A 25,611-nucleotide genomic window follows, 5' to 3' on the forward strand; every position below is an offset into this window, starting at 1 on the left:
CTCATCGCGTGCCGCCCCTCAATGCGCACCGGCGCCGAGGTAAGCCTCGATCACCTTCTCGTTCTTCTGCACCTCGGCGGGGTGGCCTTCGGCGATCTGCTTGCCATAGTCGAGCACGGTCACCCGGTCGCACAGGCCCATCACGAGCTTCACGTCGTGCTCGATCAGCAGGATGGTGCGGCCGTCGTTGCGGATGCGGTCGATCAGCTCTCGCAACACCACCTTCTCGGTGGCATTCATGCCGGCAGCCGGTTCGTCCAGCGCGATGAGCTTGGGGTCGGTGGCCAGCGCGCGCGCAATCTCCAGCCGCCGCTGGTCGCCGTAGCTGAGCGTGCGCGCCTTGAAGTCGGCGTACTTGCCGATGCCCACGTAGTCGAGCAGTTCCTGGGCGCGCTTCGCGATGGCGGCCTCCTCGGCCTTGAAGCCCGCGGTGCGGAAGATGGCGCCACCCAGGCCCGAGGTGGTGCGCACATGGCGGCCCACCATCACGTTCTCCAGCGCCGTCATCTCGGCGAAGAGGCGGATGTTCTGGAAGGTGCGCGCGATGCCGGCCTTGGCCACTTCATGCACGGCACTGGGCTTGTAGGGCGCGCCGCCGAGCTCGAAGCTGCCGCTGTCGGGGATGTAGAGGCCGGTGATGACGTTGAAGAAGGTCGTCTTGCCGGCGCCGTTGGGGCCGATGAGGCCGTAGACCTGCCCGGGCAGGATGGTGATGCCGACATCAGACAGCGCCTGCAGGCCGCCGAAGCGCTTGCTGACGCCCTGCACTTTCAGCACGGGTGCGGTGTTCGTGTTCATGTGGTTTCCGCCCCGCCGCCTCAGTTCGACACCGGCTGGGGTGCCGCCTTGCCGTGTTCACGTGCCGGCCACAGGCCGCGCGGCCGCGCCAGCATGATGCCGATCATCGCCAGCGCGATCAGCAGCTGGCGCAGGATGGAGGCGTCGAGCCGCCCGCCCGTCAGCTGCTGCAGCGGCCCGGCCACGTAGCGGAGCACCTCGGGCAGCGCGGCCAGCATCACCGCGCCCAGGATCACGCCGGGCAGGTGGCCCATGCCGCCCAGCACCACCATGGCCACGATGAGCACGCTCTCCTGCAGGCTGAAGCTCTCGGGCGAAACGAAGCCCTGGAAAGACGCGAACATCGCCCCCGAGACGCCGCCGAAGGTGGCGCCCATGCCGAAGGCCAGCAGCTTCATGTTGCGCGTGTTGATGCCCATGGCCTTGGCAGCGATCTCGTCTTCGCGGATGGCCATCCAGGCGCGGCCGATGCGGCTGGTCTCCAGGCGGTGGCAGATGATCACGCTGACCACCACCAGCAGCAGGAAGAGGTAGTAGTACAGCACCACCGAGCTGATGCGGTAGCCGCCGATCTCGATGGCCTTGCCGAAGCTGAAGCCGAAGAGGTTCATCGAGTCGATGCGGTCCAGCCCGCGCGGCCCGTTGGTGATGTTCACCGGGTGCTCGAGGTTGTTCATGAACACACGGATGATCTCGCCGAAGCCCAAGGTGACGATGGCGAGGTAGTCGCCTCTGAGCTTGAGCACCGGTGTGCCCAGCAGCACGCCCGCGATGGCCGCCAGGCCCGCAGCCAGCGGGATCACCACCCAGATCGGCGTGTGCAGGCCGTCGGGGAAGGCCTGCGCGATCCACTCGAAGTTCTCCCACAGGTGCGGGCTGGCCAGCAGCGCGTACATGTAGGCGCCGACGGCATAGAAGGCCACGTAGCCCAGGTCGAGCAGGCCGGCGTAGCCCACCACGATGTTCAGGCCCAGGGCCAACAAAACGTAGAGCAGCGACAGCGCGATGATGCGCACCCAGCCCTGGCCGAAGTGCTGGGCCACCAAGGGCAGCGCCAGCAGGGCCAGCGCCGCCAGCACGAAGACGAGGATCTTGTTCTTCATCGGTGAAGCTCCCTCAGGCGCGGTCGGCCACGCGTTCACCCAGCAGGCCCTGAGGCCGCAGCGTGAGCACCAGGATCAGCGCCACGAAGGCGAAGATGTCGGCGTAGTGGCTGCCGAGCAGGCCGCCCGTCAGGGCGCCCAGATAGCCGGCGCCCAGCGCCTCCACCAGGCCCAGCACCAGCCCGCCCACCACGGCACCGGCCAGGTTGCCGATGCCGCCCAGCACAGCGGCCGTGAAGGCCTTCAAGCCGGGCAGGAAGCCCATGCTGTGCTGCACGGTGCCGTAGTTGGCGGCCCACATCACACCCGCCACGGCGGCCAGCGCCGCGCCGATGATGAAGGTGGCGCTGATGATGACGTCGGGCTTCACGCCCATCAGCGCCGCCACGCGCGGGTTCTCGGCGGTGGCGCGCATCGCGCGGCCCAGCTTGGTGCGGTTCACCAGGTACATCAGGCCGGCCAGCATCACCGTGGTGACGCCCAGGATCAGGCACTGCGTGACGGTGATGACCGGCCCGCCCAGGTTGATGGGCTCGGTGGGCAGCAGCAGCGGGTAGGGCTTGGGGTTGGGCTTCCAGATGATCATGGCCAGGGTCTGCAGCAACAGGCTCATGCCCATGGCGGTGATGAGCGGCGCCAACCGTGGGGCGTTGCGCAAGGGCCGGTACGCGGCCTTTTCGATCGTGAAGTTCAGGGCCGCACAGATCGCTATGGAGCAGATCAGTGACAAGCCCATGATCACGTAGCCGGGCATGCCGGAATCGGCCAGCGCCGACACCACGGTCCAACTGACGAGGGCACCCACCATCAGCACTTCGCCGTGCGCGAAGTTGATGAGGTTGATGATGCCGTAGACCATGGTGTAGCCCAGGGCCACGAGCGCGTACATCGCGCCCAGCACCAGACCGTTGATGATCTGCTGGAAGAAAGTTTCCATCGAAAAGGAGCTCCGGTTGCCGCGGCCCATGGCCGGCTCGCCAGGGCACATGCAAGAAACCGGCCTCGCTGTGCCCGGCAGGCCGGTGCAGCCTGCAGTGCCGCGGCATTCTAGGTGCGGCGCTTCGGGTGGCCGGGCGCGGGCTTACCCCCTCGACACCGAGCTTGGAAACGGTTGCACAACCTGCGAAGTGTGCGGCGTGGCCGCAGGCTCAGCCCCCTTCGCGGGCGGCCTCGTCGCGCGCACGCAATTCGGCCAGCCGTTCGCCGATGCGGACTTCCAGGCCGCGCAGCGCAGGCTCGTAGAAACGCTCGGCCGGCAGCCCTTCGGGCAGGTAGCGTTCGCCGGCCGCATAGGCGCCCTCTTCATCGTGCGCGTAGCGGTAGCCGGCGCCGTGGCCCAGGCCCTTCATCAACTTCGTCGGCGCGTTGCGCAGGTGCATCGGCACGGGGCGGGTGCCGTCGTTGCGCACGAGTTCGCGCACCGCGTTCCAGCCCTTGTAGACCGCATTCGACTTGGGCGCCACGGCGAGGTAGACGACCGCCTGTGCCAGGGCCAACTCGCCTTCGGGCGAGCCCAGGCGCTCGTAGACCTCGGCCGCATCCAGCGCCAGCCGCAGCGCCCGGGGGTCGGCCAGGCCCACCTCTTCCGAAGCCATGCGGACGATGCGGCGCGCCGCGTAGCGCGGGTCCATGCCGGCGTCGAGCAGGCGCGCCAGCCAGTACAGCGCGGCATCGGGATGGCTGCCACGCACGCTCTTGTGCAGGGCCGAGATGGTGTCGTAGAAGACGTCGCCACCCTTGTCGCCGCGGCGCAGCAGTTCGCCGAGCGTGGCTTCGAGCTGGGCTTCGCCCAGTTCGGCCGCCCCCCGGTGGGCGGCCACGAGGTTGTCGTAGGCGTTGAGCAGGCGCCGCGCATCGCCGTCCGCATGCGCCACCAACAGTTGGTGCGCCGCGGCGCTCAGCGGCGGTGCGGCCAGCACCGCGGCGGCGCGTGCGATCAGCTCGCCCAGTTCGGCTTCGTCCAGCGCCTTGAGCACGTGCACGGTGGCGCGCGAGAGCAGAGCCGAGTTGACCTCGAAAGACGGGTTCTCGGTGGTCGCGCCGATGAAGCTGAAGAGCCCGGCCTCCACGTGCGGCAGGAAGGCGTCTTGCTGCGCCTTGTTGAAGCGGTGCACTTCATCGACGAAGACGACCGTGGCCTTGCCGCTGCGGCGCACGCTGGTGGCTTGCTCCACGGCCTCGCGGATGTCCTTCACGCCGGCCAGCACGGCCGACAGCACGATGAAGTGCGCCCCCGTGGCGCCCGCCAGCAGCCGGGCCAGGGTCGTCTTGCCCACGCCCGGCGGGCCCCAGAGGATGGTGGACGGCAGCCGGCCCGATTCGAAGGCCACGCGCAGCGGCCGGCCGGGCGCCAGCAGGTGGCGCTGGCCCACCACTTCATCGAGCGTGCGCGGGCGCAGGCGCTCGGCCAGGGGTACGGTGGCAGCGGGCGCGGCTTCGGCCGCCGCGCCGGGGCTCAGTTCAGGGAATAGCGCGTCCTGCGGCAGCATGCCGGCATTGTCGCAGCGCGCCCCGGGCGGCCCCCTGCTGCGCGCGGAACTGGGCTGCCTTCCACCCCTTGCTCGGCGCTTTGCCGCCGGGCCCGCTGGCCGACACTGCCACGGCGAAGCGCCCTGCGTCGACGGACCGACCGGGCCCAACGAGATGGAGCAACCGCGATGACCACCGCCCTGAACCCCACCACGAGCAGCAACCCCAACCCAGCCCTGGCGCTGGGCGCCGCGGCGGCCCCGGCCACCCCGCGCGAGGTGCTGTCCTTCAAGCTCGGCGCCGAGGAGTACGGCATCGACATCCTGCGCGTGCAGGAGATCCGCGGCTATGAGCCGCCCACGCGCATCGCCAACGCACCGCACTTCATCAAGGGTGTGGTCAACCTGCGCGGCGTGATCGTGCCCATCGTCGACATGCGCCTGCGCTTCGGCCTGGCTGACGTCTCGTACAACGACTTCACCGTCGTCATCGTGCTCAACGTGGCCAACCGCACCGTGGGGGTGGTGGTCGATTCGGTGAGCGACGTGCTCGAACTCCCGCCGGGCCAGGTGAAGCCGGCGCCGGAATTCAATGCCGCCATCGATGCCAGCTACATCATCGGCATCGGCACGCTGAAGCAAGGCGACGCCGAGCGCATGCTCATCCTCATGGACATCGAGAGCCTGATGCGCAGCCCCGAGATGGGCCTGTCGGACGACGGCTTCTCGCACTGAAGCAGCGGCGCCGCCGAGGCGCCTGCCCTGCCCTACTGGCGGATGACGTCGGCGCCGGGCGGCGGCGTGAAGCGGAAGGCCTCGGGCTGCAGGCTCACGTTCGCCTCGAAGCGCGTGAACTGCAGCAGCGAGCGCTGGCCGAAAGCATCGACGATGTCCACCGCGGCCAGGTCACGGCCCCGGAAGCCCAGCTTGAGGCTCTGGAAAGGGCCGTCCTTGGTGCGCGGCGTGGCCTGCACCCACACCAGGCCTTCGGCCGAGGGCAAGGCGCTCAGCACGAAGTCGCGGTCGATGTCGCCACCCGTCAGCAGCGCGGCGGGCGTGGCACCCAGCGCCTGCGCCACCGGACGCGAGCTGACCTGGTTGAGGTCGGTGTCGTGGATCCACACCAGGCTGCCATCGGCCACGATGAGCTGCTCGAAGGGCTTGGCATAGCTGAAGCGGAAGCGGTTGGGCCGCAGGAACTCGAACTGCCCCGAACTCGACTTCTTGCGCGCCCCATCGGCCGAAGTGACCGTCTGCGTGAAGCTGGCGCGGCCACTCTTCACCTCGCGCACGAAGTCGCGCAGCGTGTCCACCGCGTCGGCCCACGCGGGGGCCAGCACCCCCAGCGCCAGCAAGAGGCCCAGGCCCGTCAGAGCACGCCGCTTCATTCGTCGCGCTTCGGGACGATGATGTCCCGGTTGCCGTTGTGTCCCATGGCGGATACGAGCCCCGATTGCTCCATTTGTTCCAGCAACCGGGCGGCGCGGTTGTAGCCGATGCGCAGGTGGCGCTGCACCAGCGAGATGCTGGCGCGCTTGTGCTGCAGCACCACGGCCACGGCCTGGTCGTACATCGCGTCGCTCTCGGTGCCCCCCGTGGGCCCGGCGCCGCCCAAGGCGGCATCGCCCTCGCCTTCCAGCACGCCGCCTTCGAGAATGCCCTCGATGTAGTTCGGCTCGCCCTGGCTCTTGAGGTATTCCACGACCCGGTGCACCTCGTCGTCGCTGACGAAGGCGCCGTGCACGCGCACCGGCAGGCCGGTGCCGCTGGCCATGTAGAGCATGTCGCCCATGCCCAGCAGCGCCTCGGCACCCATCTGGTCGAGGATGGTCCGGCTGTCGATCTTGCTGCTGACCTGGAAGCTGATGCGCGTGGGGATGTTGGCCTTGATCAGACCCGTGATCACGTCGACGCTCGGCCGCTGCGTGGCCAGGATCAGATGCATGCCCGAAGCGCGCGCCTTCTGCGCCAGCCGCGCGATCAGTTCCTCGATCTTCTTGCCCACCACCATCATCAGGTCGGCGAGTTCGTCGATCACCACCACCACGTGCGGCAGGCGTTCCAGCGGCTCGGGGGCTTCCGGCGTCAGGCTGAAGGGGTTGGGCAGTTTCTCCCCACGCTCGGCGGCCTCATGGATCTTCTTGTTGTAGCCCGAGAGGTTGCGCACGCCCAGCTTGCTCATGAGCTTGTAGCGACGCTCCATCTCGCCCACGCACCAGTTCAGCGCGTTGGCGGCCTGCTTCATGTCGGTGACCACGGGCGCCAGCAGGTGCGGGATGCCCTCGTAGACGCTCATCTCCAGCATCTTCGGGTCGATGAGGATGAGCCGCACGTCGCGTGCCTCGGCCTTGTAGAGCAGGCTGAGGATCATCGCGTTGATGCCCACGCTCTTGCCCGAGCCCGTGGTGCCAGCCACCAGGCAGTGCGGCATCTTGGCCAGGTCGGCCACGATGGGCTTGCCGACGATGTCCTTGCCCAGGCCCATGGTCAGCAGGCTGCTCGAGTCGTTGTAGACCTCGCTGCCGAGAATCTCGCTGAGCTTGATGGTCTGGCGCCGCGCGTTGGGCAGTTCCAGCGCCATGTAGTTCTTGCCGGGGATGACTTCCACGACGCGGATGCTCACCAGCGAGAGGCTGCGCGCCAGGTCCTTGGCGAGGTTGACGATCTGCGCGCCCTTCACGCCCGTGGCCGGCTCGATCTCGTAGCGCGTGATCACCGGGCCGGGGCTGGCCGCCACCACGCGCACCTCCACGCCGAAGTCCTTGAGCTTCTTCTCGATGAGCCGCGAGGTCATCTCGATGCTCTCGGGCGTGACGAGTTCCTGGCGCACGCCGGCCGCGTCCAGCAGGTCGACCTGCGGCAGCTTGGTGTCCATGAGCTCCTTGAACAACGGCTGCTGGCGTTCCTTGGCCACACGCGGCGAAGGCGGCAGGTCCACCAGCACCGGCTCGATGACGACGGGCACGTGCTCCTGGACTTCCAGGCGCTGCTCGGCGACCACGGCCTCGCGCTCGCGGGCGGCCTGCTCGCCCAGCAGACGGTCTTTCTCGGCTTCCTTCTTGTCCTGCCGGCTCTCACGCAGGCGGTCGAAAGCCGCGCCCAGGGCCTCGGCCAGCTGCAGCCATGAGAAGCGCAGCGCCAGCGACGTGCCCAGCACCAGCAGCGCGATCCACAGCACGCCCGAGCCCGCGAAGCCCAGCCACTGCATCGACAGCGGCCCGAGCGTGTAGCCCAGCACCCCGCCCGCGTGGCCGGGCAGCAGTGCTTCCCAGCGGTACAGGCGTGTCCACTCCAGCGCCGAACTGGCGGCCAGCAGCAGCACGAGCCCCAGCCAGAACATCCACCGCGGGGCCGCCGGTGTGTCAGCAGGGCCGCGCAGCAGACGTGCCAGCGCCGAGAGCCAGGCGCGCAAGGCCACGGGCACCAGCCACCAGGCCGAGAAACCGAAGAGGAAGAGCGCCATGTCCGAGACACGCGCGCCGAGCAAGCCGGCCTTGTTGCGCAGCGCCTCGCCGGTGCCGGAAGTGGTGAAGGCGGTGTCGCCTGCGTGGTGCGTGACCATGGCCAGCACGAAAAGCAGCCAGGCCAGCGCGCCAGCGATCAGCAGCGCCTGCTGGCGCCAGCGCGGCGCCTCTGCCTCACCCTGCGAACGCAAGGCCGCGGTGCCATCACCTTGCAAGGAACCGAGGGGAAAACTCATGCCACCCATTGTGGCGGATGCCGCCCTCGGCCCCGGTCAGTCGTTCGGCAGACGCTCTTTGATGACGACCGAGCCGTTCTCCTGCGTCTCGATGACGCCGCGCTCTTCCAGGTCTTTCATCACGCGGCTGACCATCTCGCGCGAGGCGCCCACCACCTTGGCCATGTCCTGGCGGCTGACCTTGTGGCGGATGATCTTGATGCCGTCGGCCTCTTCGGCCATGTCCAGCAGCGTGCGCGCCACGCGGCCGTACACGTCCAGCAGCGCCAGGCTTTCGATCTGCCGGTCGGCGTTGCGCAGGCGCTTGACCAGCCCGCGCAGGATGCCGTAGCTCAGCGTGCTGTTTTCGGGCAGGCAGCGTGCGAAGTCGGCGCGGGCCAGCACGAGCATGTCGGTCTGGATCTCGGCGCGCACGGTGGCGCTGTGCGGTTCGTTGTCGATGAGGCTCATCTCACCCACGTAGTCGCCGGCTTCCAGCACCGCCAGGATGACCTCGCGGCCGCGCGTGTCGGCCGTCAGCACGCGGGCGCGGCCGTTGAGCAGGATGAACAGGCTGTTGCTCTTGCGGCCCTGCTCCACCACCAGCTCACCGCGGCGGAAGCGCCGTTTCACCACGCTGTCGGCGATGGCCTGCGCCTGTTCGGCGGTGAGCATCGAGAACAGCGGTACGCGACGAATCAGGTCCAGGTTCGACAGCATCGACATCGGCAGGGCTCCTCTTGTTGTCTTCTCTCGCCTGGCAGCGCGGCGGGGCCGGCGTCTGCAAGAATCTGCCTATTGTGCCCATTGCTGCACTTGCATTTGCCGGCTTCGGCGCCGATGTAAGTTCACCGCGTCGGTTCGGCGCGACGTCGCCCCTCTTCCGAGACAGCTTCCATGACCACCCCCAGCACCCATGCCCGTGTCCTGATCCTTGGTTCGGGCCCCGCCGGCTACACCGCCGCGCTGTACGCGGCCCGCGCCAACCTGGAACCCATGCTCATCACCGGCATCGCGCAAGGCGGCCAGCTGATGACCACCACCGAGGTCGACAACTGGCCCGCCGACGTGGCCGGCGTGCAAGGCCCCGAGCTGATGGAACGCTTTCTCAAGCATGCCGAGCGCTTCAACACCAAGATCGTCTTCGACCACATCAACGCGGTCGACTTCAGCCAGCGCCCCTTCAAGCTCACCGGCGACTCCGGCACCTACACCTGCGACGCCCTCGTCATCGCCACCGGCGCCAGCGCCAAGTACCTGGGGCTGGAGAGCGAGAGCGCCTTCATGGGCAAGGGCGTGAGCGGCTGCGCCACCTGCGACGGCTTCTTCTACCGCGGTGACACGGTCTGCGTGGTCGGCGGCGGTAACACGGCGGTGGAAGAAGCGCTTTATCTCAGCAACATCGCTGACAAGGTGCACCTCATCCACCGCCGCGACAAGTTCCGCGCCGAGGCCATCATGGTCGACAAGGTCATGGCCAAGGTGGCCGCCGGCAAGATCGAGCTGCACCTGTGGAACACGCTCGACGCCGTGCTGGGCGACGACAGCGGCGTGACCGGCGTGCGCCTGAAGAGCACCCAGGACGGCAGCACGAAGGAGGTGGCCGTCAAGGGCTGCTTCATCGCCATCGGCCACCAGCCCAACACCGACATCTTCAAGGGCCAGCTGGAGATGAAGGACGGCTACATCGTCACCAAGACGGGCCTGGACGGCATGGCCACGATGACCAGCGTGCCCGGCGTCTTCGCGGCCGGCGACGTGCAGGATCACATCTACCGCCAGGCCATCACCAGCGCCGGCACGGGCTGCATGGCGGCCCTGGACGCGCAGCGCTTCCTGGAAGCCCAGGAGTAAGCCACCCCGGCGCGGCCGGGGTTTGCGGCTATACTCGCGGGCTTCGCTGACGACGGCGGGCTTCCACGCCTGCTGGCCCCAGGCAGCGCTGAACCGGGAAACCGCCACCCGCATCTGGCGAGGTCAAGCCGTCTCCCACCGCCCGCTCCCCTTGCAGGGGTAGGCCCGCGGTGCCGGCTGTTCTAGAAAGTGTTTCTTATGGCACGCAAGTGCGAAGTAACGGGCAAAGGCCCGATGGTGGGGAACCATGTCTCCCACGCCAACAACAAGACCAAGCGTCGTTTCCTGCCCAACCTGCAGTACCGCCGTTTCTGGGTCGAGAGCGAGAACCGCTGGGTGCGCCTGCGCATCACCAACGCGGCCCTGCGCCTGATCGACAAGAAGGGCATCGACGTGGTCCTGGCGGACCTTCGCGCCCGCGGCGCAATCTAAGGAGCACACACCATGGCAAGCAAAGGCGGCCGCGAGAAGATCAAGCTGGAAAGCACGGCAGGCACCGGGCACTTCTACACCACCAGCAAGAACAAGAAGACCACGCCCGAGAAGCTCGAATTCCTGAAGTTCGACCCGAAGGCGCGCAAGCACGTGCTCTACAAGGAAGTGAAGCTGAAGTAATTCAGCGCTTCTTGCACTCGAGAAACCCGCCGCTGGCGGGTTTTTTGTTGCCTGCTTCCTTGGCAGCGCGCTGGGCCGAGCAGGCATGAAAAAGGGGCCCGAAGGCCCCTTTTGCGGGAAACCGGAGACCGGTTGCGCTCAGCGCACCACGCCCATCGATTCCTTGTTGCCGCCCTTGTAGGTGTAAAGGGTCAGCGCGCCGTTCTTGATGTCGCCCTTGGCATCGAAGGCGATGTTGCCGGTGACACCCTTGTACTCGATCTTGGCCAGCACCGGCAGGTACTTCGCCGGCTCGGCCGAACCGGCCTTGACCATGGCGGCAACCATCGTGTTGACAGCGTCGTACACGTACGGCGCGTAGATCTGCACGTCGGCGTTGAACTTGGCCTTGAACTTGGTACGGAAGTCGGCCATGGCCTTGGAGGCTGCGGCGTCCTTGGGATCGATACCACCGGCTTCGGCGCAGACCACCTGACCATCGGCCATGGTGCCGGCAGCCAGCTTGGGCAGTTCGCCCGAGCAGATGCCGTCGCCGCCCATGAACTTGGCGTCGATGCCGAGTTGCTTCATCTGGCGCAGCATCGGGCCGGCCACGGCGTCCATGCCGCCGAAGAAGACGACATCGGGCTTCTTGGCCTTCAGGCTGGTCAAGATGGCGGTGAAGTCGGTGGCCTTGTCGTTGGTGAACTCGCGGCCCACGGTCTTGCCGCCGGCAGCCTTCACGCCCTTCTCGAACTCGTCGGCGACGCCCTGGCCGTAGGCGGTGCGGTCGTCGATGACGGCAATGCTCTTGCCCTTGACTTGCGTCACGGCGTACTTGCCCAGCGTGCCGCCCAGGTGCACGTCGTCAGCCACCACGCGGAAAGCCGTCTTGTAGCCGTTGCGGGTGTACTTGGGGTTGGTGGCGCTGGGGCTGATCTGGGGGATGCCCGCGTCGCTGTAGATCTTCGAGGCCGGGATGGTCGTGCCGCTGTTCAGGTGGCCGATCACGCCGTTGACCTTGCTGTCGACCAGCTTCTGGGCGGCAGCGGTGCCTTGCTTCGGATCACCGGCGTCGTCTTCGGCCAGCAGTTCGAACTTGACCTTCTTGCCGCCGATCGTCACGCCCTTGGCGTTGAGCTCGTCGATGGCCATGCGGGCGCCGTTCTCGTTGTCCTTGCCCAGGTGGGCGATGCCGCCGCTGGTGGGGCCCACGTGGCCGATCTTGACGACCATGTCCTGTGCGAACACCGAGCCGCCCAGCATCAGGGCCGCAGCACCGACGATCACATTGAGCTTGATCTGCATGAAAAAACCTCCGGTTGGAAATGTTGTCGCGTCAGCGAACAGTCGAAAACGCTAGCGAAACACGATAACGCAAAAAACAGGCCCACCCAAGACGGGCTGTTGCTCTGCGCGCCGCTGGAAAGCTGTGCGCCTGAGCCTCAACGCGGTGCACGCAGGCCCCGACATCAGGGTCTGTGCGGAGGCCCGAGCTCGGCAGCCGGCGTCTGCACGGCCTGGCGCTGCAAAGCGCGTCGCACGGCATCGTGCAGCAATTCGTTCAAGGCCGAGGCCAGTTCACCGCGGGCCTCGCGGATCAACCCTTCTGCAGCACGTGCCAGGGCAGGCGCCAGCGCCTCGCGCAGGCGAGCTTCGAGCAGCATGTCCAAGCGCGGCTGCAGTTCGGCCAGGGCCAGCGCCACGAGGGCGTGGGTGTCCACCGGCGGCGCCGGTTCAGGCATCCCCTGTCGTGGCAGGCCAGCGTCCCACATGGCGGCCTCAGCTTCGCCCACGTCGGCGGTTGGCGCGTCGATGCCCTCCCAGCGCACGACGGGTGGGACATCACCCTCGCCGTCCAGGGGCTGCGGCGCGAGCGGTGGCAGGGGCTCGCAAGGACCGGGCGGCATCTCCGGGGGCGAATCGCCTGCCGGGTTGTGCAGACGGGCCGCCTCGTCATCGGCCGCGCCTTCGTCCGGCCCAAGCGGCGGGCCGAACTCGGGGCCGATGTCCAGGGCCGGCACAGCCAGGTCCACCACTTCGGTCAAGGTGGGCACGCGGTCGGCGCTCGGTGGCGCAGCCCAGTCATTCACGGGCAGCCCCTGCGTTGTGGTGCTTGATGGCGAGGCCCGCGGCCTTGTAGCCCCGCCAACGCTGGCGGCCCGCGTCAACCTCGTCGGGGTCGGTGGCCACCACCTCGATCAAGCGCTCCAGCAGGGTCAGATCGCCGGGGGCCTCGGCGCCCAGGTTGAGCACCAGCCGCGGCGCATCGGCCACATGCGCGGTGCCCGAGAGCCAGATAGGGGTGCGCGCCGCGACGGCCGCCCGAGCGCCAGGCACGCGCACGTGCGGGATGAAGTCGCGCTCTTCGAAGGTCCAGAGCGCGCGGTCCAGTTCCCCCAGCAGCGGCTCAGGTGCGGTCACCAGCACGCGGGCGCCCTGCCGCGCGGCCTTGCGCAGCAGGCGGCAGGCGAAGCCGACCGGGTCGGCCACGCCCGTGTGGAACTCGACTTCGTTCAGCGCCACCGCCGCCTTGGGGCCATGCGCGGCGTCAGGCCGCGCGCGCGAGCACGAAGTGCGTCAGCAGCGGCACGGGCCGGCCGGTGGCGCCCTTGGCCGCGCCCGACTTCCAGGCCGTGCCGGCGATGTCGAGGTGGGCCCAGCGCATCGTGCCGGTGAAGCGCTGCAGGAACTTCGCGGCCGTGACCGAGCCGCCGGCACGCGAGCCCACGTTGGCCACGTCGGCGTAGTGGCTCTTCAGGGCCTCGTCGTACTCTTCGTCGAGCGGCATGCGCCAGGCCGGGTCTTGCGCGGCTTCACCGGCGGCCAGCAGTTCGGCCGCGAGCGTCTCGTCGCTGCTGAACAGGCCCGAGCGGTGGTGGCCCAGCGCGATGACGCAGGCACCCGTGAGCGTGGCGATGTCCACCACCACGGCCGGCTTCAGGCGTTCTGCGTAGGTCAGCGCATCGCACAGGATGAGGCGGCCTTCGGCGTCGGTGTTCAGGATCTCGATGGTCTGGCCCGACATGCTCTTGACGACATCGCCCGGCTTCACGGCGCGGCCGCTGGGCATGTTCTCGCAGGCCGGGATGATGCCGATGAGGTTGACCTTGGCCTTGGCCAGGGCCACGGCCTTGAGCGTGCCCAGCACGCTGGCGGCGCCCCCCATGTCGTACTTCATCTCGTCCATCTCGGCAGCGGGCTTCAGGCTGATGCCGCCGGTGTCGAAGGTGATGCCCTTGCCCACCAGCACGATGGGGGCGGCCGTCTTGGCGCCACCGTTGTAGCGCGAGACGATGAACTTCAGCGGCTCGTCCGAGCCCTGGGCCACGGCGAGGAAGGAGCCCATGCCGAGCTTCTCGCAGTCCTTGCGCTCCAGCACCTCGACCTTCAGGCCGTGTTCCTTGCCCAGCTTCTTGGCCTGCTCGGCCAGGAAGGTGGGCGTGCAGTGGTTGCCCGGGCGGTTGGCGCATTCGCGCGCCAGCAGTGTGCCGGCGGCCACGGCCGCGGCGCGCTGCAGCGCGTTGCCGAGCGCGGTAGCTTCGGTCTTGGCGCACAGCAGCGTCACGGCCGTCAGCTTGGGCGCGGGGCCGGCGCTGGGCTTGGTTTCGGTGTACAGGTAGGTGGCGTCGCTGACGGCGGCGACCACGGCTTCGGCTTGGGCGGACGTCCAGGCGCCCGCACCGGCCAGGGCCACGGCCAGCGACTTGCTGCCGCCGGCCTTCAGCAGGCCCACGGCGGCCGTGACGGCCTTGCGCACCGCCTTGGGCGAAGCATCGGCCACGGCGGCGAACACCACGCGAGCGGCCTTCACGCCGGCCACCTGGTGGGCATAGAGCGTCTGGCCGGCCTTGAAGGCGAAATCGCCGCCCTTGGCGGCGGCGGCGAGCGTGGCGGCCAGGGGGGCCTCCAGGCCTTCGGGGGCGGCAGCGCCGGCCACCAGCACCAGCAGCGCGTCGGTGGCCACGCCGGGCAGGCCGGCCGCAGCGGTCACTTGCGTCTTGAAGTCCATAATTACTTTCAACCCGAAAAACGAGAGATGTTATTCGACTCCACCGTCCGTCGTGAGCTCGCGCGGGGCTTCGGCGCCACCCTCGTGGTGATCCTGACCATCGTGCTGACGATGTTCCTGATCCGCACGGTGGGCCAGGCCGCCAGCGGTGCCGTGGCACCGCAGGACGTCGTGCTCTTGCTCGGTTATGTGGCGCTGGGCCACCTGCCCACGATGATGGCGCTGTCCCTGTTCATCGCCGTGGTGGTGACGCTGGGGCGCATGTACCGCGACAGCGAGATGGTGATCTGGTTCGCCAGTGGCGTGAGCCTGTCGCGCTTCGTGCGGCCTGTGCTGCGCACGGCCACGCCGGTGCTGCTGGTCATCGCGGTGCTGATCCTCGTGGTGTGGCCCTGGGGCAACCGCAACAGCCTGGAACTGCGCGACCGCTACCAGCAGCGCAGCGACCTCTCGCGTGTGACGCCCGGCGTCTTCCAGACCAGCAGCGACGGCCGCCGCGTCTTCTTCATCGAACGCGAAAGCACCGACGCGCTGCATGCACGCAACGTCTTCATCCTCTCGCGCCAGGACAACAGCGAGTCGGTGACCTCGGCGCGCGCCGGCCGCCTGGAAAGCAGCGACGACGCCCGCTACCTGGTGCTGGAGCGCGGCCAGCGCAACGACACCGACACCCAGAGCGGCGAACGCACGCTCTCCAGCTTCGAGACCTACCGCGTGCTGGCTGGCGAACGCGCGGTACGTTCGGCCGAATCGCGCCCGCCCCGCGCCGTGCGCACCATCGAGCTCGTGCGCCAGCCCACGCCGCGCCACCAGGGTGAACTCACCTGGCGCTTCGGCCTGCTGCTCGGCGCGGCCAACCTCATCCTGCTGGGCATCGGCCTGGCCGCCACGAACCCTCGGCGCGCGAGCAACTGGAACCTGCTGTTCGCGCTGATGGCCTTCGTCGTCTACTACAACCTGATCACCTTCTCGCAGGCCTGGGTGAGCAGCGGGCGGCTGGGCATGGGCACGGCGCTGGCCCTGCTGCACGGCAGCGCGTTCGCGGCAGCGCTGGCCCTGCTGTGGTGGCGCGACCACGCGGCGGTGTTCAGCCTGCGCCGAAGCACCGCGCCGCGCGCAGCGGTCGCCCAAGGAGCCGCCGCATGAAGACGGTGCGCCGGCTGCTCTACCGCGACATCGTCGCCTCGGTGCTCTTCGTGGCCCTGGCCTTTCTTTCGTTGTTCTTCTTCATCGACCTCGTCGACGAGCTGGAAGGCGTGGGCAAGGGCGGCCGCAGCACCGGGCAGGCGGTCCTGGCCGCGGCACTGGAACTGCCTGGCCACCTCTATGAACTGCTGCCCATCGCGGTGCTGATCGGCACCATCTACTCGCTCTCGCGCATGGCGCAGTCTTCGGAGTTCACCATCCTGCGCACCGGCGGCCTGGGCCCAGGCCGTGCGCTCGGCCTGCTGGCGGTGCTGGGGGTCGTGTTCGGGGTGCTCACGTTTGCCACCGGCGACTACCTGGCCCCGGCCAGCGAGCGCGAAGCCGTGCTGCTGAAGGCGCGCTCGTCGGGCGGCATCGAGTTCGGCGGCGCAGGCGCCTGGCTGAAGGAAAGGCGCCGCACCGACGACGGCGAACACAGCTACTCGGTGAACGTCGCGGGGGCCACGGCCTCGGGGGCGCTGGCCGGCATCCGCATCTTCGAGTTCGATGCCGACGGCCGCCTGGTGGCGCGCATCGAGGCCCGCGAGGGGCGCGTGGGCGACGACGGCCAATGGCTGCTGAGCGATGCGAAGGTGGCGCACTGGCCGCGTGCACGCAGCCCGCAGGCCGAGGTGCGCACGGAACAGCACGCCACGCTGGCCTGGCCGAGTTCGCTGACGGCGGCCGTGGTGGCGGCGGCGGTGCTGCCCGTCAGCACCATGAGCACGCTGGAGCTGTGGCGCTACAGCACCCACCTCAGCGACCAGGAGCAGGCCTCGCAGCAGCACCAGATCCGCTTCTGGCGCAAGGCGCTCTATCCGCTGGCCTGCCTGGTGATGGTGGCGCTGGCCCTGCCCTTCGCCTACATGCACGCGCGCGGCGGCAGCGTCAGCTACAAGGTCTTCGGCGGCATCATGCTGGGCATCAGCTTCGTGCTGCTGAACAACCTCTCGGGCCACATCGGCATGCTGCGCGGCTGGACACCCTGGGTGGCCGCCGCCACGCCCAGCATGGTCTACCTGGCCTTGTCGATGGCCGCCTTCACGTGGCTGGTGAGATACCGCTAGCACCCTGCCCAGGAAAGCCTGCTGCCCATGACCACCGGCCTCATCCTCTTCGCCCACGGCGCCCGCGACCCGCGCTGGGCCGGCCCTTTCGAGGCCGTGGCCGCGCAGGTGCGCGCCCGGGCCCCGGCGGCGGCCGTGCGCCTGGCCTACCTGGAGTTCATGGCGCCCACGCTGCCCGAAGCCGGCGCCGAACTGGCCGCGGCCGGCTGCACCGAAGTGGCGGTGCTGCCGCTCTTCCTGGGCGCGGGCGGCCACGTGCGCAAGGACCTGCCGCTGCTGATGGACGGCCTGCGCAGCGCCCACCCGGGCGTGCAGTTCACGCTGCACCCGGCCGTGGGCGAGATCGACAGCGTGGTGGCCGCGATGGCCGGCGTGGCCCTGCAGGTGATGGCACCCGGGGGCCCGGCGCGATGAACCTGCACCAGTTCCGCTTCGTGCAGGAGGCCGTGAAGCGCGACCTCAACCTCACCGAGACCGCCAAGGCGCTGTTCACCTCGCAGCCCGGCGTCAGCAAGGCCATCCTCGAGCTGGAAGAAGAGCTGGGCGTGGACATCTTCGCGCGCCACGGCAAGCGCCTGAAGCGCGTCACGGAGCCCGGCGCCGAGGTGCTGAAGTCCATCGACATCATCATGCGCGAGATCAACAACCTCAAGCGCATCGGCCAAGAGTTCAGCAAGCAGGACACCGGCACGCTGCGCATCGCCACCACGCACACGCAGGCGCGCTACTTCCTGCCCGAGCCCGTGGCGCTGCTGCGCCGGCGCTACCCGAAGGTGCAGGTGGTGCTGCACCAGGGCATGCCCGAACAGGTGGCGCGCATGCTGATGGACGACGTGGCCGAGATCGGCCTGGCCACCGAGGCGCTGAGCGCCCACCCCGAACTCGTGACCCTGCCCTGCCACGAGTGGCAGCACGCGATGGTGGTGCCCGCCGGCCACCCGCTGGCGGCCGTGGAGCGGCCCACGCTGGAGCAGCTGGCCACCTACCCCCTGGTGCTTTACCAGCCGACGGTGACGGGCCGCACGCGCATCGACCTGGCCTTCGCGCGGGCCCAGCTCAAGCCGCTGGTGGCGCTGGAGGCCATCGACAGCGACGTCATCAAGACCTACGTGCGCCTGGGCCTGGGCGTGGGCATCGTCACCGAACTGGCGATGCGCGGCGAGCCCGCCGACAGCGAGTTGGCCTCGCGCCCGCTGGGCCACCTCTTCGGCAACAACACCACGCGCGTGGCCTTCAAGCGCGGCGCCTACCTGCGCCACTTCGTGCTGGCCTTCGCCGAACTGCTCTCGCCGCGGCTCACGCAAGGCATGGTGCAGCGCGCGATGAGCGGCCCCGCCGGCAGCACGCCGGCCGACTACGAACTCTGAACCCCATGCAAGCCACCGCCGCCTCCGCCGTGACCCCCACCGTGCAAAGCCGCCTGCCCCAGGTGGGCACGACCATCTTCACCGTGATGTCGGCCCTGGCGCAGGAAACCGGCGCGGTGAACCTGGGCCAGGGCTTCCCCGATTTCGACTGCGACCCGGCCCTGCCCGCCCAGGTGGCTGCGGCCATGCAGGAAGGCCTGAACCAGTACCCGCCCATGGCCGGCGTGGCCCCGCTGCGCGAACGCGTGGCCGCCAAGATCGAAGCCCTCTATGGCCACCGCTACGACGCCGGCACCGAGATCACCATCACCGCCGGCGCCACGCAGGCCATCCTGACGGCGGTGCTGTGCTGCGTGCACCCGGGCGACGAGGTCATCGTGCTGGAGCCCTGCTACGACAGCTACGCGCCCAACATCGAACTCGCCGGCGGTACCGTGGTGCGCGTGCCGCTGCAGCCCGGCAGCTTCCGCCCTGATTTCACGCGCATCGCCGCCGCGCTGAGCCCCAAGACGCGGCTGATGATCGTCAACAGCCCGCACAACCCGAGTGCCACGGTGTGGACACGCGCCGAGATGCAGCAGCTCGCCGAGTTGCTGGCCCCCACGCAGACGCTGCTGATCTCCGACGAGGTCTACGAGCACATGGTCTTCGACGGCCAGCCCCACATCAGTGCGGCCAGCATCCCGGCGTTGGCGGCGCGCACGTTCGTCGTCAGCAGCTTCGGCAAGACCTACCACGTCACGGGCTGGAAGGTGGGCTATGTGGCAGCACCGGCCGTGCTGAGCGCCGAGTTCCGCAAGGTGCACCAGTTCAACGTCTTCACCGTCAACACGCCGGTGCAGCACGCGCTGGCGCGCTACATGGCCGACCCCGCGCCCTACCGCGAGTTGCCGGCCTTCTACCAGCGCAAGCGCGATCTCTTCCGCGAGGGCCTGGCGCAAACGCGCCTGAAACCGCTGCACACCCAGGGCAGCTATTTCCAGTTGGTGGACTACAGCGCCGTCAGCAGCCTGCCCGAGGGCGAGTTCTGCCTGTGGCTCACGCGCGAGATGGGCGTGGCCGCCATCCCGCTGTCGGCCTTCTACGCGGGCGGCTTCGAGCAGGGCCTGGCGCGGCTGTGCTTCGCCAAGCGCGACGACACCCTGCAGGAAGCGCTGCGCAGGCTGCAGCGGCTCTGAATCCGCTCAGCGGCGGCGGCTGCGCGCGGGCGGCTCGTCCAGCGGGCCGAAGATGCTGGTGGGGCGGCCCGGGTCCGAGGACAGATCGAAGTCCAGGGGTGCGGTGGCCGAGGTGTCGAGGGCACCACGCTCGCTCTCCAGGGTGAGATAGGGTGCGGGTGCGGTGCTGCCGAAGTCGCTGCCATCGGCCAGCGGCAGCAGCAGGTCGACCTTGCCGGATTCGACAGACTCGCGGTCGAGCAGGTCACGCGCCAGCGAGTAGAGGAACAGCACCTCGCGGTAGGCCGGCAGATCGAAGAGCTCGCCGCGCGACTTGCGGAACAGCAGCGCTTCCAGTTCGGCCATGGCGTCCAGGGGCCGGGGCCACACCTTCTCCAGACGGGGCAGCACCCCCGCGTAGCTGTCCAGGCTGCGGCCGGCGCCGAGGTCGGTGCCCCACTCGGGCGCGTAGGCATTGAAACGCTGGTTGAAGCGCACGCGCGTGCGTTCGTAGTCTTCGCGGTCGCCACGGCGGCGGTGGATTTCCAGCAGCTTCAGGTAGGGCAGCGGGCTGCCGCCGCCGGTGTGGCGCAAGTGCTCCACCAGCAGGTCGATGGCTGCGGCATCCTGGCCCAGCACGACGAAGAACTCGGCCTGCTGCTCCAGGTCGATGAGCTCTTCGATGGAAACGTCGCGCGGCGCTGTGTCGTCGATGCTGGTGCGCTGGGGCAGCAGATCGGTGCGCTCCATCGGCGTGGTGGCCTCCATCGGGGCCGCGGGCGCGGCTGCCCGCACCGGCTGGGCCGTGCGCAGGGGGGCGCCCAGTGCTGCAGCAGGGTTCGCCGAAGGCAGCGCGGGCGACCGGGTGTCGCTGGCGTCCAGCTGCACCGGCGCCGGCCAGGCCGGCCGGGGGCGTGCCGCTGCAGGCGGCGGCACCCGGATCTCGGAAGTGACGAAAGGGATGGGTGCCGTCTGCAGCCGGCTGGGCATGTCGACGTTCGGGGCCGGTGGACCCAGGGGTGCGGCCGTGCCGGCCGCCTCCACGCCGGCCTGCCAGCTGCGCTGCCGTGCGCGCTCGGCGGCGTTCAGGCGCCACGCCATCCAGGCGGCCAAAGCGGTGAGCAGCAGCACCAGGGCCAGCAAAGGCCAGGTCCACCGGCCGGCATCCTCGGCGCGGGTGAGGCGGCTGCGGAGATCGGCTGCAACCTCGCGCCCGGCCTGCACCTCGCTGCGCAGGCTCTTGACCGTCTGCTCCAGCGTGGCGATGCGGGCAGAGGCCACCTGGGCGGCCGAGGCGGCCTCGCGGGCCGCGCTGGCGGCCTGCGCCACAGCCTGCAAGGCCTCGTCCACCGACACCGTGGTGCCTGCAGCCACCACCGGAGCGGCGGCTTCGAGCCGCAGCCTGGGCACTTCGGCCTTGGCTTCGCGGCGGGCGGGTGCGGCGGCCTTGCGCGCCTGGTTCTGCTCGGCGCGGCGCGCGGCCCGCACGCGTTGGGCCTCACGGGCCGATGCGCCGCGTTCCGACCGTGGCGTCACTGCCGCCCGCTTGGCTGCCTCGGTGCGGGCCGGGCGCAGGCGTGCACGCGCTTCGCCAGACGCCGGGGCGGCTTCCGCAGATGCCAGGCGCTCGCCGCCCGCCACGGGGGCACTGGGCGCGGCAAGGTTCAGGTTCTGAGGCAGGGGCTGGGGCGGTGCCGTCGACGTTGGTGCCAGCGGCAGTTGCTCGGCCGGCAAGGCGCCGGCGGTTGGCTCAAGAGGCGGATCGGCCAACACCACGAAGCGGCGGCTGAAGCGCGCCGACGCGCAACCGGCGTTGAGGGTCACGCTCACGACCGGTTCGTCAACGATGCTGTCGGTGGTGACGCGGATGCGCGCACTGTCGCTGCCGGTGGGCTTCAAGGCGGTGTTGACCAGACCTGCCGGCAGCCGCCGGTCGCCCACCACCACCTCGGCGCTGACGCAGGCGGGCTCCAGCACCTCCCCCGGCTGCAGGCGCACCTGCACGCTGAAGTCGAGGGGTCTGCCCAGCACCGCCGAGGCGTTGGTCGCCGAGAGCCCGGCGGCACTGGCCGAAAGGGCCAGCGAAGCGACTGCACCTGCGATGGCGAACGACAGGCAAGATCGCAGAAAGGGCATGCGTCGGACGTGTAGGGAGCGGGGTGTCACGGACCCGAAAGACTCTAGCACGCACCCCTCCGGCGCCCCGTGAGAACTGGGCCAGGTTTTCGTGCCTGTTGACACGCGTTCCAGCGGGGTCGAGGGGGCGGCGCCCGGGCGGGCGCGGGCCTCAGGCGTCGTAGCCCGGCAGCCGGCGGTCAAGACGGCGCAGCAGGCCGGGCCAGACCAGGTTGGCTCCCAGCCCGCGCGTGACTTCGCGGGCCTGCTGCCGCGCCGTGGCGATGATCTCCGGGGCGATGTGCACCAGCGGCCCGCCACCGGCCTGTGCACGCACCTGGATCATGCAGACTGTCTCGAAGAGGTACATCGCCTGGAAGGCCTCGGCCACCGTGGCGCCCACCGTCAGCAGGCCGTGGTTGCGCAGCATGAGGTAGGTCTTGCTGCCGAGGTCGGCCACCAGGCGGGGCTTCTCGTCGTCGCGCAGCGCCACGCCTTCGTAGTCGTGGTAGCCCAGCGACGCCAGCACGAAGATGGACTGCTGCGAGATCGGCAGCACCCCGCCCTGCTGCGCGGAGACCGCGATGCCGTTGGGCGTGTGCACGTGCAGCACGCAGCCGGCGTCGTGCCGCGCCTCGTGAACGGCGCTGTGGATCACGAAGCCGGCGGGGTTCACGTCGAAGGGCGTGTCCTGCAGCTTGCGGCCTTGGGCATCCACCTTCACCAGGCTGCTGGCGGTGATCTCCTCGAACATGAAGCCGTAGGGGTTGATGAGGAACTCGCCGGTGTGCTCGCCATTCAGGCCGGGCACGCGAGCGCTGATGTGCGTGAAGACGAGGTCGTCCCAACCGAACATGGCCACCATGCGGTAGGCCGCGGCAAGGTCGACGCGCGCTTGCCATTCGGCCAGGCTGCAGCTGTCTTTCAGGCAGGGAATGTGAAGGGCTGAACTGGGCATGGCTTAGTCTTCCGGGCTGCGCCGACGCCAGGGCCACGTGCCTGGGTGCGACGGTCGAACAATGCAGCCGCCATCGTCGCGCGGCTGTCGCAACCGGGACAAGCCATGAATACCCCCGTTCTTACACTCGACGAACAGCACAACATCGAATCGGGCGCGTGGTTCAGCAAGCTCTCACCGACGCTACAGCGCGCCATCCTCGCCCGGGCCCATGTGCGGCGCCTGGCCGACGGCGACCCGATGGCCACCCGCGGCACGCCGGCGCAGGAGTGGTGCGGTGTCGCACGCGGCGCGGTGCGCATCAGCTCCGTGGCGTTGTCGGGCAAGCAGATCACGCTGACGTATGTGGAACCGGGCACCTGGTTCGGCGACATCGCGCTCTTCGACGGCCTGCCGCGCACCCACGATGCCGATGCCCATGGCCCGACCACGCTACTCGTGGTGCGCAAGCCCGACTTCAAGGAACTGCTGGCCCAGCACACCGAGCTCTACGAAGCCCTGCTGCGCTTGAACTGCCGGCGCCTGCGGCTGATGTTCGACCAGCTGGAAGACGTCAACACACGCCCCCTGCAGGCGCGGCTGGCGCGCCAGGTGCTGCTGCTGGCCAAGAGCTACGGCATCGCGCAGGGCGAGGAGATCCGCATTGGCCTGGCGTTGGCGCAGGAAGACCTGGCGCAGTTGCTCGGCGCCTCACGCCAGCGCGTCAACCAGGAGCTCAAGGGCTTCGAACGCGAAGGCGCGGTGCGCGTGGAGCCCACGCGACTGGTGGTGCTTTCGCGAGAAAAGCTGATGGCCCTGGCCGACAAGTGAACGTGCCGAACGCAGCCCCCTGAGCAGACACCATGGACCACTACACCGGCACCAAACCCATGGCCGAGAGCCATGCCTTCGACGTGGCGGCCCTGCAGGCCCACCTGCAGCAGCACCTGGGCGGCTTCACGGGCCCGCTCACCGTCGAGCAGTTCAAGGGCGGGCAGAGCAACCCGACCTACAAGCTGCTCACGCCCGCGCGCAGCTACGTGATGCGCACCAAGCCCGGCCCGGCGGCCAAGCTGCTGCCTTCGGCCCACGCCATCGAGCGTGAGTTTCGCGTCATGCGCGGCCTGGCGGGTACGGGCGTACCGGTGCCCGAGATGCACCTGCTGTGCGAAGACGAGGCCGTGATCGGCCGCGCCTTCTACGTCATGGACTTCATGGACGGGCGCGTGCTGTGGGACCAGTCGCTGCCCGGCCTGAGCCCGGCCGAGCGCGGGGCGATCTACGACGAGATGAACCGCGTCATCGCCGCCCTGCACAGCGTGGACGCGGCGGCCGCGGGCCTGGCCGACTACGGCAAGCCTGGCAACTACTTCGAGCGCCAGATCGCGCGCTGGAGCAAGCAGTACCAGGCCAGCATCACCGAGAGCATCCCCGAGATGGACCGCCTCATCGAGTGGCTGCCCGCGCAACTGCCGCCCGGTGCGCGCGACGGCAGCGCGCCCTCGGTGGTGCACGGCGATTTCCGCCTCGACAACCTGATGTTCCACGCCACCGAACCGCGCGTCATCGCGGTGCTCGACTGGGAGCTCAGCACGCTGGGCCACCCGCTGGCCGACTTCAGCTACCACTGCATGGCCTGGCACATCCCGCCGGGTGTGTTCCGTGGCATCGGCGGGCTCGACCACGCGGCCCTGGGCATCCCGTCGGAAGACGACTACATCGCCCGCTACTGCCAACGCACCGGCCGCGGCGACCCGTCGGCGCTGAAGGCCGAGTGGAACTTCTACCTGGCCTACAACCTGTTCCGCCTCGCCAGCATCATGCAGGGCATCGCCAAGCGCGTGGTGGACGGCACCGCCAGCAGCGCACAGGCCCGCGCCAACGGCGCCGCCACCCGCACGCTGGCCGAGATGGCCTGGAAGTTTGCGCAGGCCCATGAACGCCGCTGAGCGCCGCTGAAGGCAGCGCGCGCCGCACAGGACACAACGAAGGAGCAAGACAGCGATGGACTTCAGCTATTCACCCCGCACCCAGGAACTGCAGGCACGCCTGAACGCCTTCATGGCCGAGCACGTCTACCCGGCCGAGCCGGCCTGGCATGCCGAGATCGAGGCCAACACGCGCGCCGGCAAGCGCTGGACGCACCTGGAGACCATCGAGCAGCTCAAGCCCAAGGCGCGGGCCGCCGGGCTGTGGAACCTGTTCCTGCCGCCCAGTGCCGACGGCTCGCACTCCCGTGGCGACGGCAGCAGCGAGTTCGACTTCGGCCTCAGCAACCAGGATTACGCGCCGCTGGCCGAGATCATGGGCGCGGTGCCCTGGAGCAGCGAGGTCTTCAACTGCTCGGCGCCCGACACCGGCAACATGGAAACCATCGCCCGCTACGGCAGCGCCGAGCACAAAGAGCGCTGGCTCAAGCCGCTGCTGAACGGCGAGATCCGCAGTGCCTTCGCGATGACGGAGCCGGCCGTGGCTTCATCGGACGCCACCAACATCGAGGCCGACATCCGCCGTGAAGGCGACGAGTACGTCATCAACGGCCGCAAGTGGTGGACCAGCGGCGCCGGCGACCCGCGCTGCGCCATCTTCATCTTCATGGGCAAGACCGACAAGACCGCGCCGCGCCACTCGCAGCAGAGCATGGTGCTGGTGCCGGCGAACACGCCAGGCATCACCATCCTGCGGCCGCTGACGGTCTTCGGCTACGACGACGCCCCGCACGGCCACATGGAGGTCGACTTCGTCAACGTGCGCGTGCCGGTCAGCAACATCCTGCTGGGCGAAGGCCGCGGTTTCGAGATCGCGCAGGGCCGCCTCGGGCCGGGCCGCATCCACCACTGCATGCGCCTCATCGGCCTGGCCGAACGCGCGCTGAAGCTGATGTGCGAACGCGCCACCCAGCGCGTGGCCTTCGGCAAGCCCATCGCCCAGCAAGGCGTGACGCTGGAGCGCATCGCCGAGGCCCGCTGCAAGATCGACCAGGCCCGCCTGCTCACGCTGAAGGCGGCGTGGATGATGGACAAGGCCGGCAACAAGAGCGCCAAGGCCGAGATCGCGATGATCAAGGTGGTGGCGCCGACGATGGCCACCCAGGTCATCGACTGGGCCATGCAGGCCTTCGGCGGCGCCGGCATGAGCCAGGACACGCCGCTGGCCTACTTCTACACGCTGGCCCGCACGCTGCGTTTTGCAGACGGCCCCGACGAGGTGCACCGCAACGCCATCGCCAAGCTGGAGTTGGGCAAACACGCGGCTTGAAGGCCGCGGGCCTGCGC

At 69.2% G+C, this 25,611-nt stretch carries 25 protein-coding genes; 12 read left to right on the plus strand and 13 right to left on the minus strand.

The window, feature by feature from the left end; all coding sequences use genetic code 11:
• Nucleotides 1–18 precede the first annotated feature (18 nt).
• The 4 genes from EOE66_RS11275 to EOE66_RS11290 form a co-directional block, all read right to left on the minus strand.
• Entirely contained in the window at nt 19–798 is a 780-nt protein-coding gene (locus tag EOE66_RS11275; protein WP_128228770.1) for an ABC transporter ATP-binding protein, read from the minus strand.
• A 20-nt stretch (nt 799–818) separates the two neighbouring features.
• On the minus strand, nt 819–1,901 hold the full coding sequence (locus tag EOE66_RS11280; RefSeq protein WP_128228771.1) for a branched-chain amino acid ABC transporter permease: 1,083 nt from the start codon (nt 1,899–1,901) through the stop codon (nt 819–821).
• A 13-nt stretch (nt 1,902–1,914) separates the two neighbouring features.
• Complete coding sequence (locus EOE66_RS11285) at nt 1,915–2,838, minus strand: branched-chain amino acid ABC transporter permease (protein ID WP_128228772.1); 924 nt, start codon at nt 2,836–2,838, stop codon at nt 1,915–1,917.
• Between the two features lie 211 nt (nt 2,839–3,049).
• The gene (locus tag EOE66_RS11290) at nt 3,050–4,390 is read right to left on the minus strand and encodes a replication-associated recombination protein A (protein ID WP_128228773.1); all 1,341 of its coding nucleotides are present in this window, start codon (nt 4,388–4,390) and stop codon (nt 3,050–3,052) included.
• Between the two features lie 168 nt (nt 4,391–4,558).
• On the opposite strand from EOE66_RS11290, the gene EOE66_RS11295 reads away from it, so the two are divergent.
• Nucleotides 4,559–5,104 (plus strand): chemotaxis protein CheW, encoded by a 546-nt coding sequence (locus EOE66_RS11295; protein ID WP_128228774.1) that lies wholly within the window; start codon nt 4,559–4,561, stop codon nt 5,102–5,104.
• 32 nt (nt 5,105–5,136) lie between these two features.
• Here EOE66_RS11295 and lolA read toward each other — a convergent pair whose 3' ends face one another.
• From lolA to EOE66_RS11310, 3 genes are read right to left on the minus strand one after another with little or no spacing between them, the layout of a single operon-like run.
• A complete protein-coding gene (lolA, locus tag EOE66_RS11300; RefSeq protein WP_128228775.1) occupies nt 5,137–5,757 on the minus strand; it encodes an outer membrane lipoprotein periplasmic chaperone LolA in 621 nt (206 codons plus the stop codon).
• Nucleotides 5,754–8,069 (minus strand): DNA translocase FtsK, encoded by a 2,316-nt coding sequence (locus EOE66_RS11305; RefSeq protein WP_128228776.1) that lies wholly within the window; start codon nt 8,067–8,069, stop codon nt 5,754–5,756. The genes lolA and EOE66_RS11305 overlap by 4 nt, the downstream gene beginning before the upstream one ends.
• Nucleotides 8,070–8,105: 36 nt before the next feature.
• On the minus strand, nt 8,106–8,774 hold the full coding sequence (locus EOE66_RS11310) for a Crp/Fnr family transcriptional regulator (RefSeq protein WP_054137072.1): 669 nt from the start codon (nt 8,772–8,774) through the stop codon (nt 8,106–8,108).
• A gap of 171 nt (nt 8,775–8,945) precedes the next feature.
• Between EOE66_RS11310 and trxB the strand changes: the two genes are divergently transcribed.
• From trxB to rpmG, 3 genes are all read left to right on the plus strand, one after another.
• Nucleotides 8,946–9,902, plus strand: a complete 957-nt coding sequence (gene trxB / locus EOE66_RS11315; protein WP_128228777.1) for a thioredoxin-disulfide reductase — start codon at nt 8,946–8,948, stop codon at nt 9,900–9,902.
• A gap of 198 nt (nt 9,903–10,100) precedes the next feature.
• Nucleotides 10,101–10,334 (plus strand): 50S ribosomal protein L28, encoded by a 234-nt coding sequence (rpmB, locus tag EOE66_RS11320; protein WP_054154894.1) that lies wholly within the window; start codon nt 10,101–10,103, stop codon nt 10,332–10,334.
• 12 nt (nt 10,335–10,346) lie between these two features.
• The gene (rpmG, locus tag EOE66_RS11325) at nt 10,347–10,517 is read left to right on the plus strand and encodes a 50S ribosomal protein L33 (protein ID WP_009857054.1); all 171 of its coding nucleotides are present in this window, start codon (nt 10,347–10,349) and stop codon (nt 10,515–10,517) included.
• Nucleotides 10,518–10,655: 138 nt separating this feature from the next.
• Here rpmG and EOE66_RS11330 read toward each other — a convergent pair whose 3' ends face one another.
• From EOE66_RS11330 to EOE66_RS11345, 4 genes are all read right to left on the minus strand, one after another.
• Nucleotides 10,656–11,804 (minus strand): branched-chain amino acid ABC transporter substrate-binding protein, encoded by a 1,149-nt coding sequence (locus EOE66_RS11330; protein WP_128228778.1) that lies wholly within the window; start codon nt 11,802–11,804, stop codon nt 10,656–10,658.
• Nucleotides 11,805–11,968: 164 nt separating this feature from the next.
• Nucleotides 11,969–12,553: a hypothetical protein gene (locus tag EOE66_RS11335; RefSeq protein ID WP_164885075.1), complete on the minus strand. Its 585-nt coding sequence runs from the start codon at nt 12,551–12,553 to the stop codon at nt 11,969–11,971.
• Between the two features lie 28 nt (nt 12,554–12,581).
• On the minus strand, nt 12,582–13,022 hold the full coding sequence (locus EOE66_RS11340; RefSeq protein ID WP_245479000.1) for a DNA polymerase III subunit chi: 441 nt from the start codon (nt 13,020–13,022) through the stop codon (nt 12,582–12,584).
• Between the two features lie 25 nt (nt 13,023–13,047).
• Nucleotides 13,048–14,508 carry a leucyl aminopeptidase gene (locus EOE66_RS11345; protein ID WP_128228780.1) on the minus strand — a complete coding sequence of 487 codons (1,461 nt, stop codon included), beginning with the start codon at nt 14,506–14,508 and terminating at the stop codon, nt 13,048–13,050.
• 27 nt (nt 14,509–14,535) lie between these two features.
• On the opposite strand from EOE66_RS11345, the gene lptF reads away from it, so the two are divergent.
• The 5 genes from lptF to EOE66_RS11370 are packed head-to-tail and all read left to right on the plus strand — an operon-like array spanning nt 14,536 to nt 19,305.
• Entirely contained in the window at nt 14,536–15,654 is a 1,119-nt protein-coding gene (lptF, locus tag EOE66_RS11350; RefSeq protein ID WP_128228781.1) for an LPS export ABC transporter permease LptF, read from the plus strand.
• Nucleotides 15,651–16,760 carry an LPS export ABC transporter permease LptG gene (gene lptG, locus EOE66_RS11355; protein ID WP_128228782.1) on the plus strand — a complete coding sequence of 370 codons (1,110 nt, stop codon included), beginning with the start codon at nt 15,651–15,653 and terminating at the stop codon, nt 16,758–16,760. The genes lptF and lptG overlap by 4 nt, the downstream gene beginning before the upstream one ends.
• 27 nt (nt 16,761–16,787) lie before the next feature.
• Complete coding sequence (locus tag EOE66_RS11360; RefSeq protein ID WP_128228783.1) at nt 16,788–17,174, plus strand: sirohydrochlorin chelatase; 387 nt, start codon at nt 16,788–16,790, stop codon at nt 17,172–17,174.
• Nucleotides 17,171–18,127 (plus strand): CysB family HTH-type transcriptional regulator, encoded by a 957-nt coding sequence (locus tag EOE66_RS11365; protein ID WP_128228784.1) that lies wholly within the window; start codon nt 17,171–17,173, stop codon nt 18,125–18,127. Before EOE66_RS11360 ends, EOE66_RS11365 begins: the two co-directional genes overlap by 4 nt.
• 5 nt (nt 18,128–18,132) lie before the next feature.
• The gene (locus tag EOE66_RS11370) at nt 18,133–19,305 is read left to right on the plus strand and encodes a pyridoxal phosphate-dependent aminotransferase (protein WP_128228785.1); all 1,173 of its coding nucleotides are present in this window, start codon (nt 18,133–18,135) and stop codon (nt 19,303–19,305) included.
• A 6-nt stretch (nt 19,306–19,311) separates the two neighbouring features.
• On the opposite strand, the gene EOE66_RS11375 is transcribed toward EOE66_RS11370, so the two are convergent.
• Together EOE66_RS11375 and EOE66_RS11380 are read right to left on the minus strand one after the other, a co-directional pair.
• Nucleotides 19,312–21,420, minus strand: a complete 2,109-nt coding sequence (locus EOE66_RS11375; RefSeq protein WP_128228786.1) for a hypothetical protein — start codon at nt 21,418–21,420, stop codon at nt 19,312–19,314.
• Nucleotides 21,421–21,571: 151 nt separating this feature from the next.
• Nucleotides 21,572–22,357, minus strand: coding sequence for a class II aldolase/adducin family protein (locus EOE66_RS11380; RefSeq protein ID WP_128228787.1), 786 nt, complete (start codon nt 22,355–22,357; stop codon nt 21,572–21,574).
• Between the two features lie 105 nt (nt 22,358–22,462).
• On the opposite strand from EOE66_RS11380, the gene EOE66_RS11385 reads away from it, so the two are divergent.
• The 3 genes from EOE66_RS11385 to EOE66_RS11395 are packed head-to-tail and all read left to right on the plus strand — an operon-like array spanning nt 22,463 to nt 25,594.
• Nucleotides 22,463–23,167: a Crp/Fnr family transcriptional regulator gene (locus tag EOE66_RS11385; protein WP_128228788.1), complete on the plus strand. Its 705-nt coding sequence runs from the start codon at nt 22,463–22,465 to the stop codon at nt 23,165–23,167.
• A 32-nt stretch (nt 23,168–23,199) separates the two neighbouring features.
• Nucleotides 23,200–24,285 carry a phosphotransferase gene (locus EOE66_RS11390; RefSeq protein WP_128228789.1) on the plus strand — a complete coding sequence of 362 codons (1,086 nt, stop codon included), beginning with the start codon at nt 23,200–23,202 and terminating at the stop codon, nt 24,283–24,285.
• 55 nt (nt 24,286–24,340) lie between these two features.
• The gene (locus tag EOE66_RS11395) at nt 24,341–25,594 is read left to right on the plus strand and encodes an acyl-CoA dehydrogenase family protein (RefSeq protein ID WP_128228790.1); all 1,254 of its coding nucleotides are present in this window, start codon (nt 24,341–24,343) and stop codon (nt 25,592–25,594) included.
• The last annotated feature ends 17 nt before the right edge of the window (nt 25,595–25,611 follow it).

It is taken from the genome of Rubrivivax rivuli (assembly GCF_004016505.1).
GTDB lineage: Bacteria > Pseudomonadota > Gammaproteobacteria > Burkholderiales > Burkholderiaceae_C > Rubrivivax > Rubrivivax rivuli.

What these genes read in the sequence shown, in the direction of transcription:
- lptF (WP_128228781.1), top strand. Translation starts at nt 14,536, where the DNA reads ATGTTATTCGACTCCACCGTCCGTCGTGAGCTCGCGCGGGGCTTCGGC.
- EOE66_RS11360 (WP_128228783.1), top strand. Translation starts at nt 16,788, where the DNA reads ATGACCACCGGCCTCATCCTCTTCGCCCACGGCGCCCGCGACCCGCGC.
- rpmG (WP_009857054.1), top strand. Translation starts at nt 10,347, where the DNA reads ATGGCAAGCAAAGGCGGCCGCGAGAAGATCAAGCTGGAAAGCACGGCA.
- lptG (WP_128228782.1), top strand. Translation starts at nt 15,651, where the DNA reads ATGAAGACGGTGCGCCGGCTGCTCTACCGCGACATCGTCGCCTCGGTG.
- EOE66_RS11370 (WP_128228785.1), top strand. Translation starts at nt 18,133, where the DNA reads ATGCAAGCCACCGCCGCCTCCGCCGTGACCCCCACCGTGCAAAGCCGC.
- EOE66_RS11345 (WP_128228780.1), bottom strand. Translation starts at nt 14,508, where the DNA reads ATGGACTTCAAGACGCAAGTGACCGCTGCGGCCGGCCTGCCCGGCGTG.
- EOE66_RS11290 (WP_128228773.1), bottom strand. Translation starts at nt 4,390, where the DNA reads ATGCTGCCGCAGGACGCGCTATTCCCTGAACTGAGCCCCGGCGCGGCG.
- EOE66_RS11310 (WP_054137072.1), bottom strand. Translation starts at nt 8,774, where the DNA reads ATGTCGATGCTGTCGAACCTGGACCTGATTCGTCGCGTACCGCTGTTC.
- EOE66_RS11365 (WP_128228784.1), top strand. Translation starts at nt 17,171, where the DNA reads ATGAACCTGCACCAGTTCCGCTTCGTGCAGGAGGCCGTGAAGCGCGAC.
- EOE66_RS11275 (WP_128228770.1), bottom strand. Translation starts at nt 798, where the DNA reads ATGAACACGAACACCGCACCCGTGCTGAAAGTGCAGGGCGTCAGCAAG.
- EOE66_RS11280 (WP_128228771.1), bottom strand. Translation starts at nt 1,901, where the DNA reads ATGAAGAACAAGATCCTCGTCTTCGTGCTGGCGGCGCTGGCCCTGCTG.
- EOE66_RS11295 (WP_128228774.1), top strand. Translation starts at nt 4,559, where the DNA reads ATGACCACCGCCCTGAACCCCACCACGAGCAGCAACCCCAACCCAGCC.
- EOE66_RS11305 (WP_128228776.1), bottom strand. Translation starts at nt 8,069, where the DNA reads ATGAGTTTTCCCCTCGGTTCCTTGCAAGGTGATGGCACCGCGGCCTTG.
- EOE66_RS11330 (WP_128228778.1), bottom strand. Translation starts at nt 11,804, where the DNA reads ATGCAGATCAAGCTCAATGTGATCGTCGGTGCTGCGGCCCTGATGCTG.
- EOE66_RS11385 (WP_128228788.1), top strand. Translation starts at nt 22,463, where the DNA reads ATGAATACCCCCGTTCTTACACTCGACGAACAGCACAACATCGAATCG.
- EOE66_RS11285 (WP_128228772.1), bottom strand. Translation starts at nt 2,838, where the DNA reads ATGGAAACTTTCTTCCAGCAGATCATCAACGGTCTGGTGCTGGGCGCG.
- EOE66_RS11375 (WP_128228786.1), bottom strand. Translation starts at nt 21,420, where the DNA reads ATGCCCTTTCTGCGATCTTGCCTGTCGTTCGCCATCGCAGGTGCAGTC.
- EOE66_RS11390 (WP_128228789.1), top strand. Translation starts at nt 23,200, where the DNA reads ATGGACCACTACACCGGCACCAAACCCATGGCCGAGAGCCATGCCTTC.
- EOE66_RS11395 (WP_128228790.1), top strand. Translation starts at nt 24,341, where the DNA reads ATGGACTTCAGCTATTCACCCCGCACCCAGGAACTGCAGGCACGCCTG.
- EOE66_RS11380 (WP_128228787.1), bottom strand. Translation starts at nt 22,357, where the DNA reads ATGCCCAGTTCAGCCCTTCACATTCCCTGCCTGAAAGACAGCTGCAGC.
- lolA (WP_128228775.1), bottom strand. Translation starts at nt 5,757, where the DNA reads ATGAAGCGGCGTGCTCTGACGGGCCTGGGCCTCTTGCTGGCGCTGGGG.
- trxB (WP_128228777.1), top strand. Translation starts at nt 8,946, where the DNA reads ATGACCACCCCCAGCACCCATGCCCGTGTCCTGATCCTTGGTTCGGGC.
- rpmB (WP_054154894.1), top strand. Translation starts at nt 10,101, where the DNA reads ATGGCACGCAAGTGCGAAGTAACGGGCAAAGGCCCGATGGTGGGGAAC.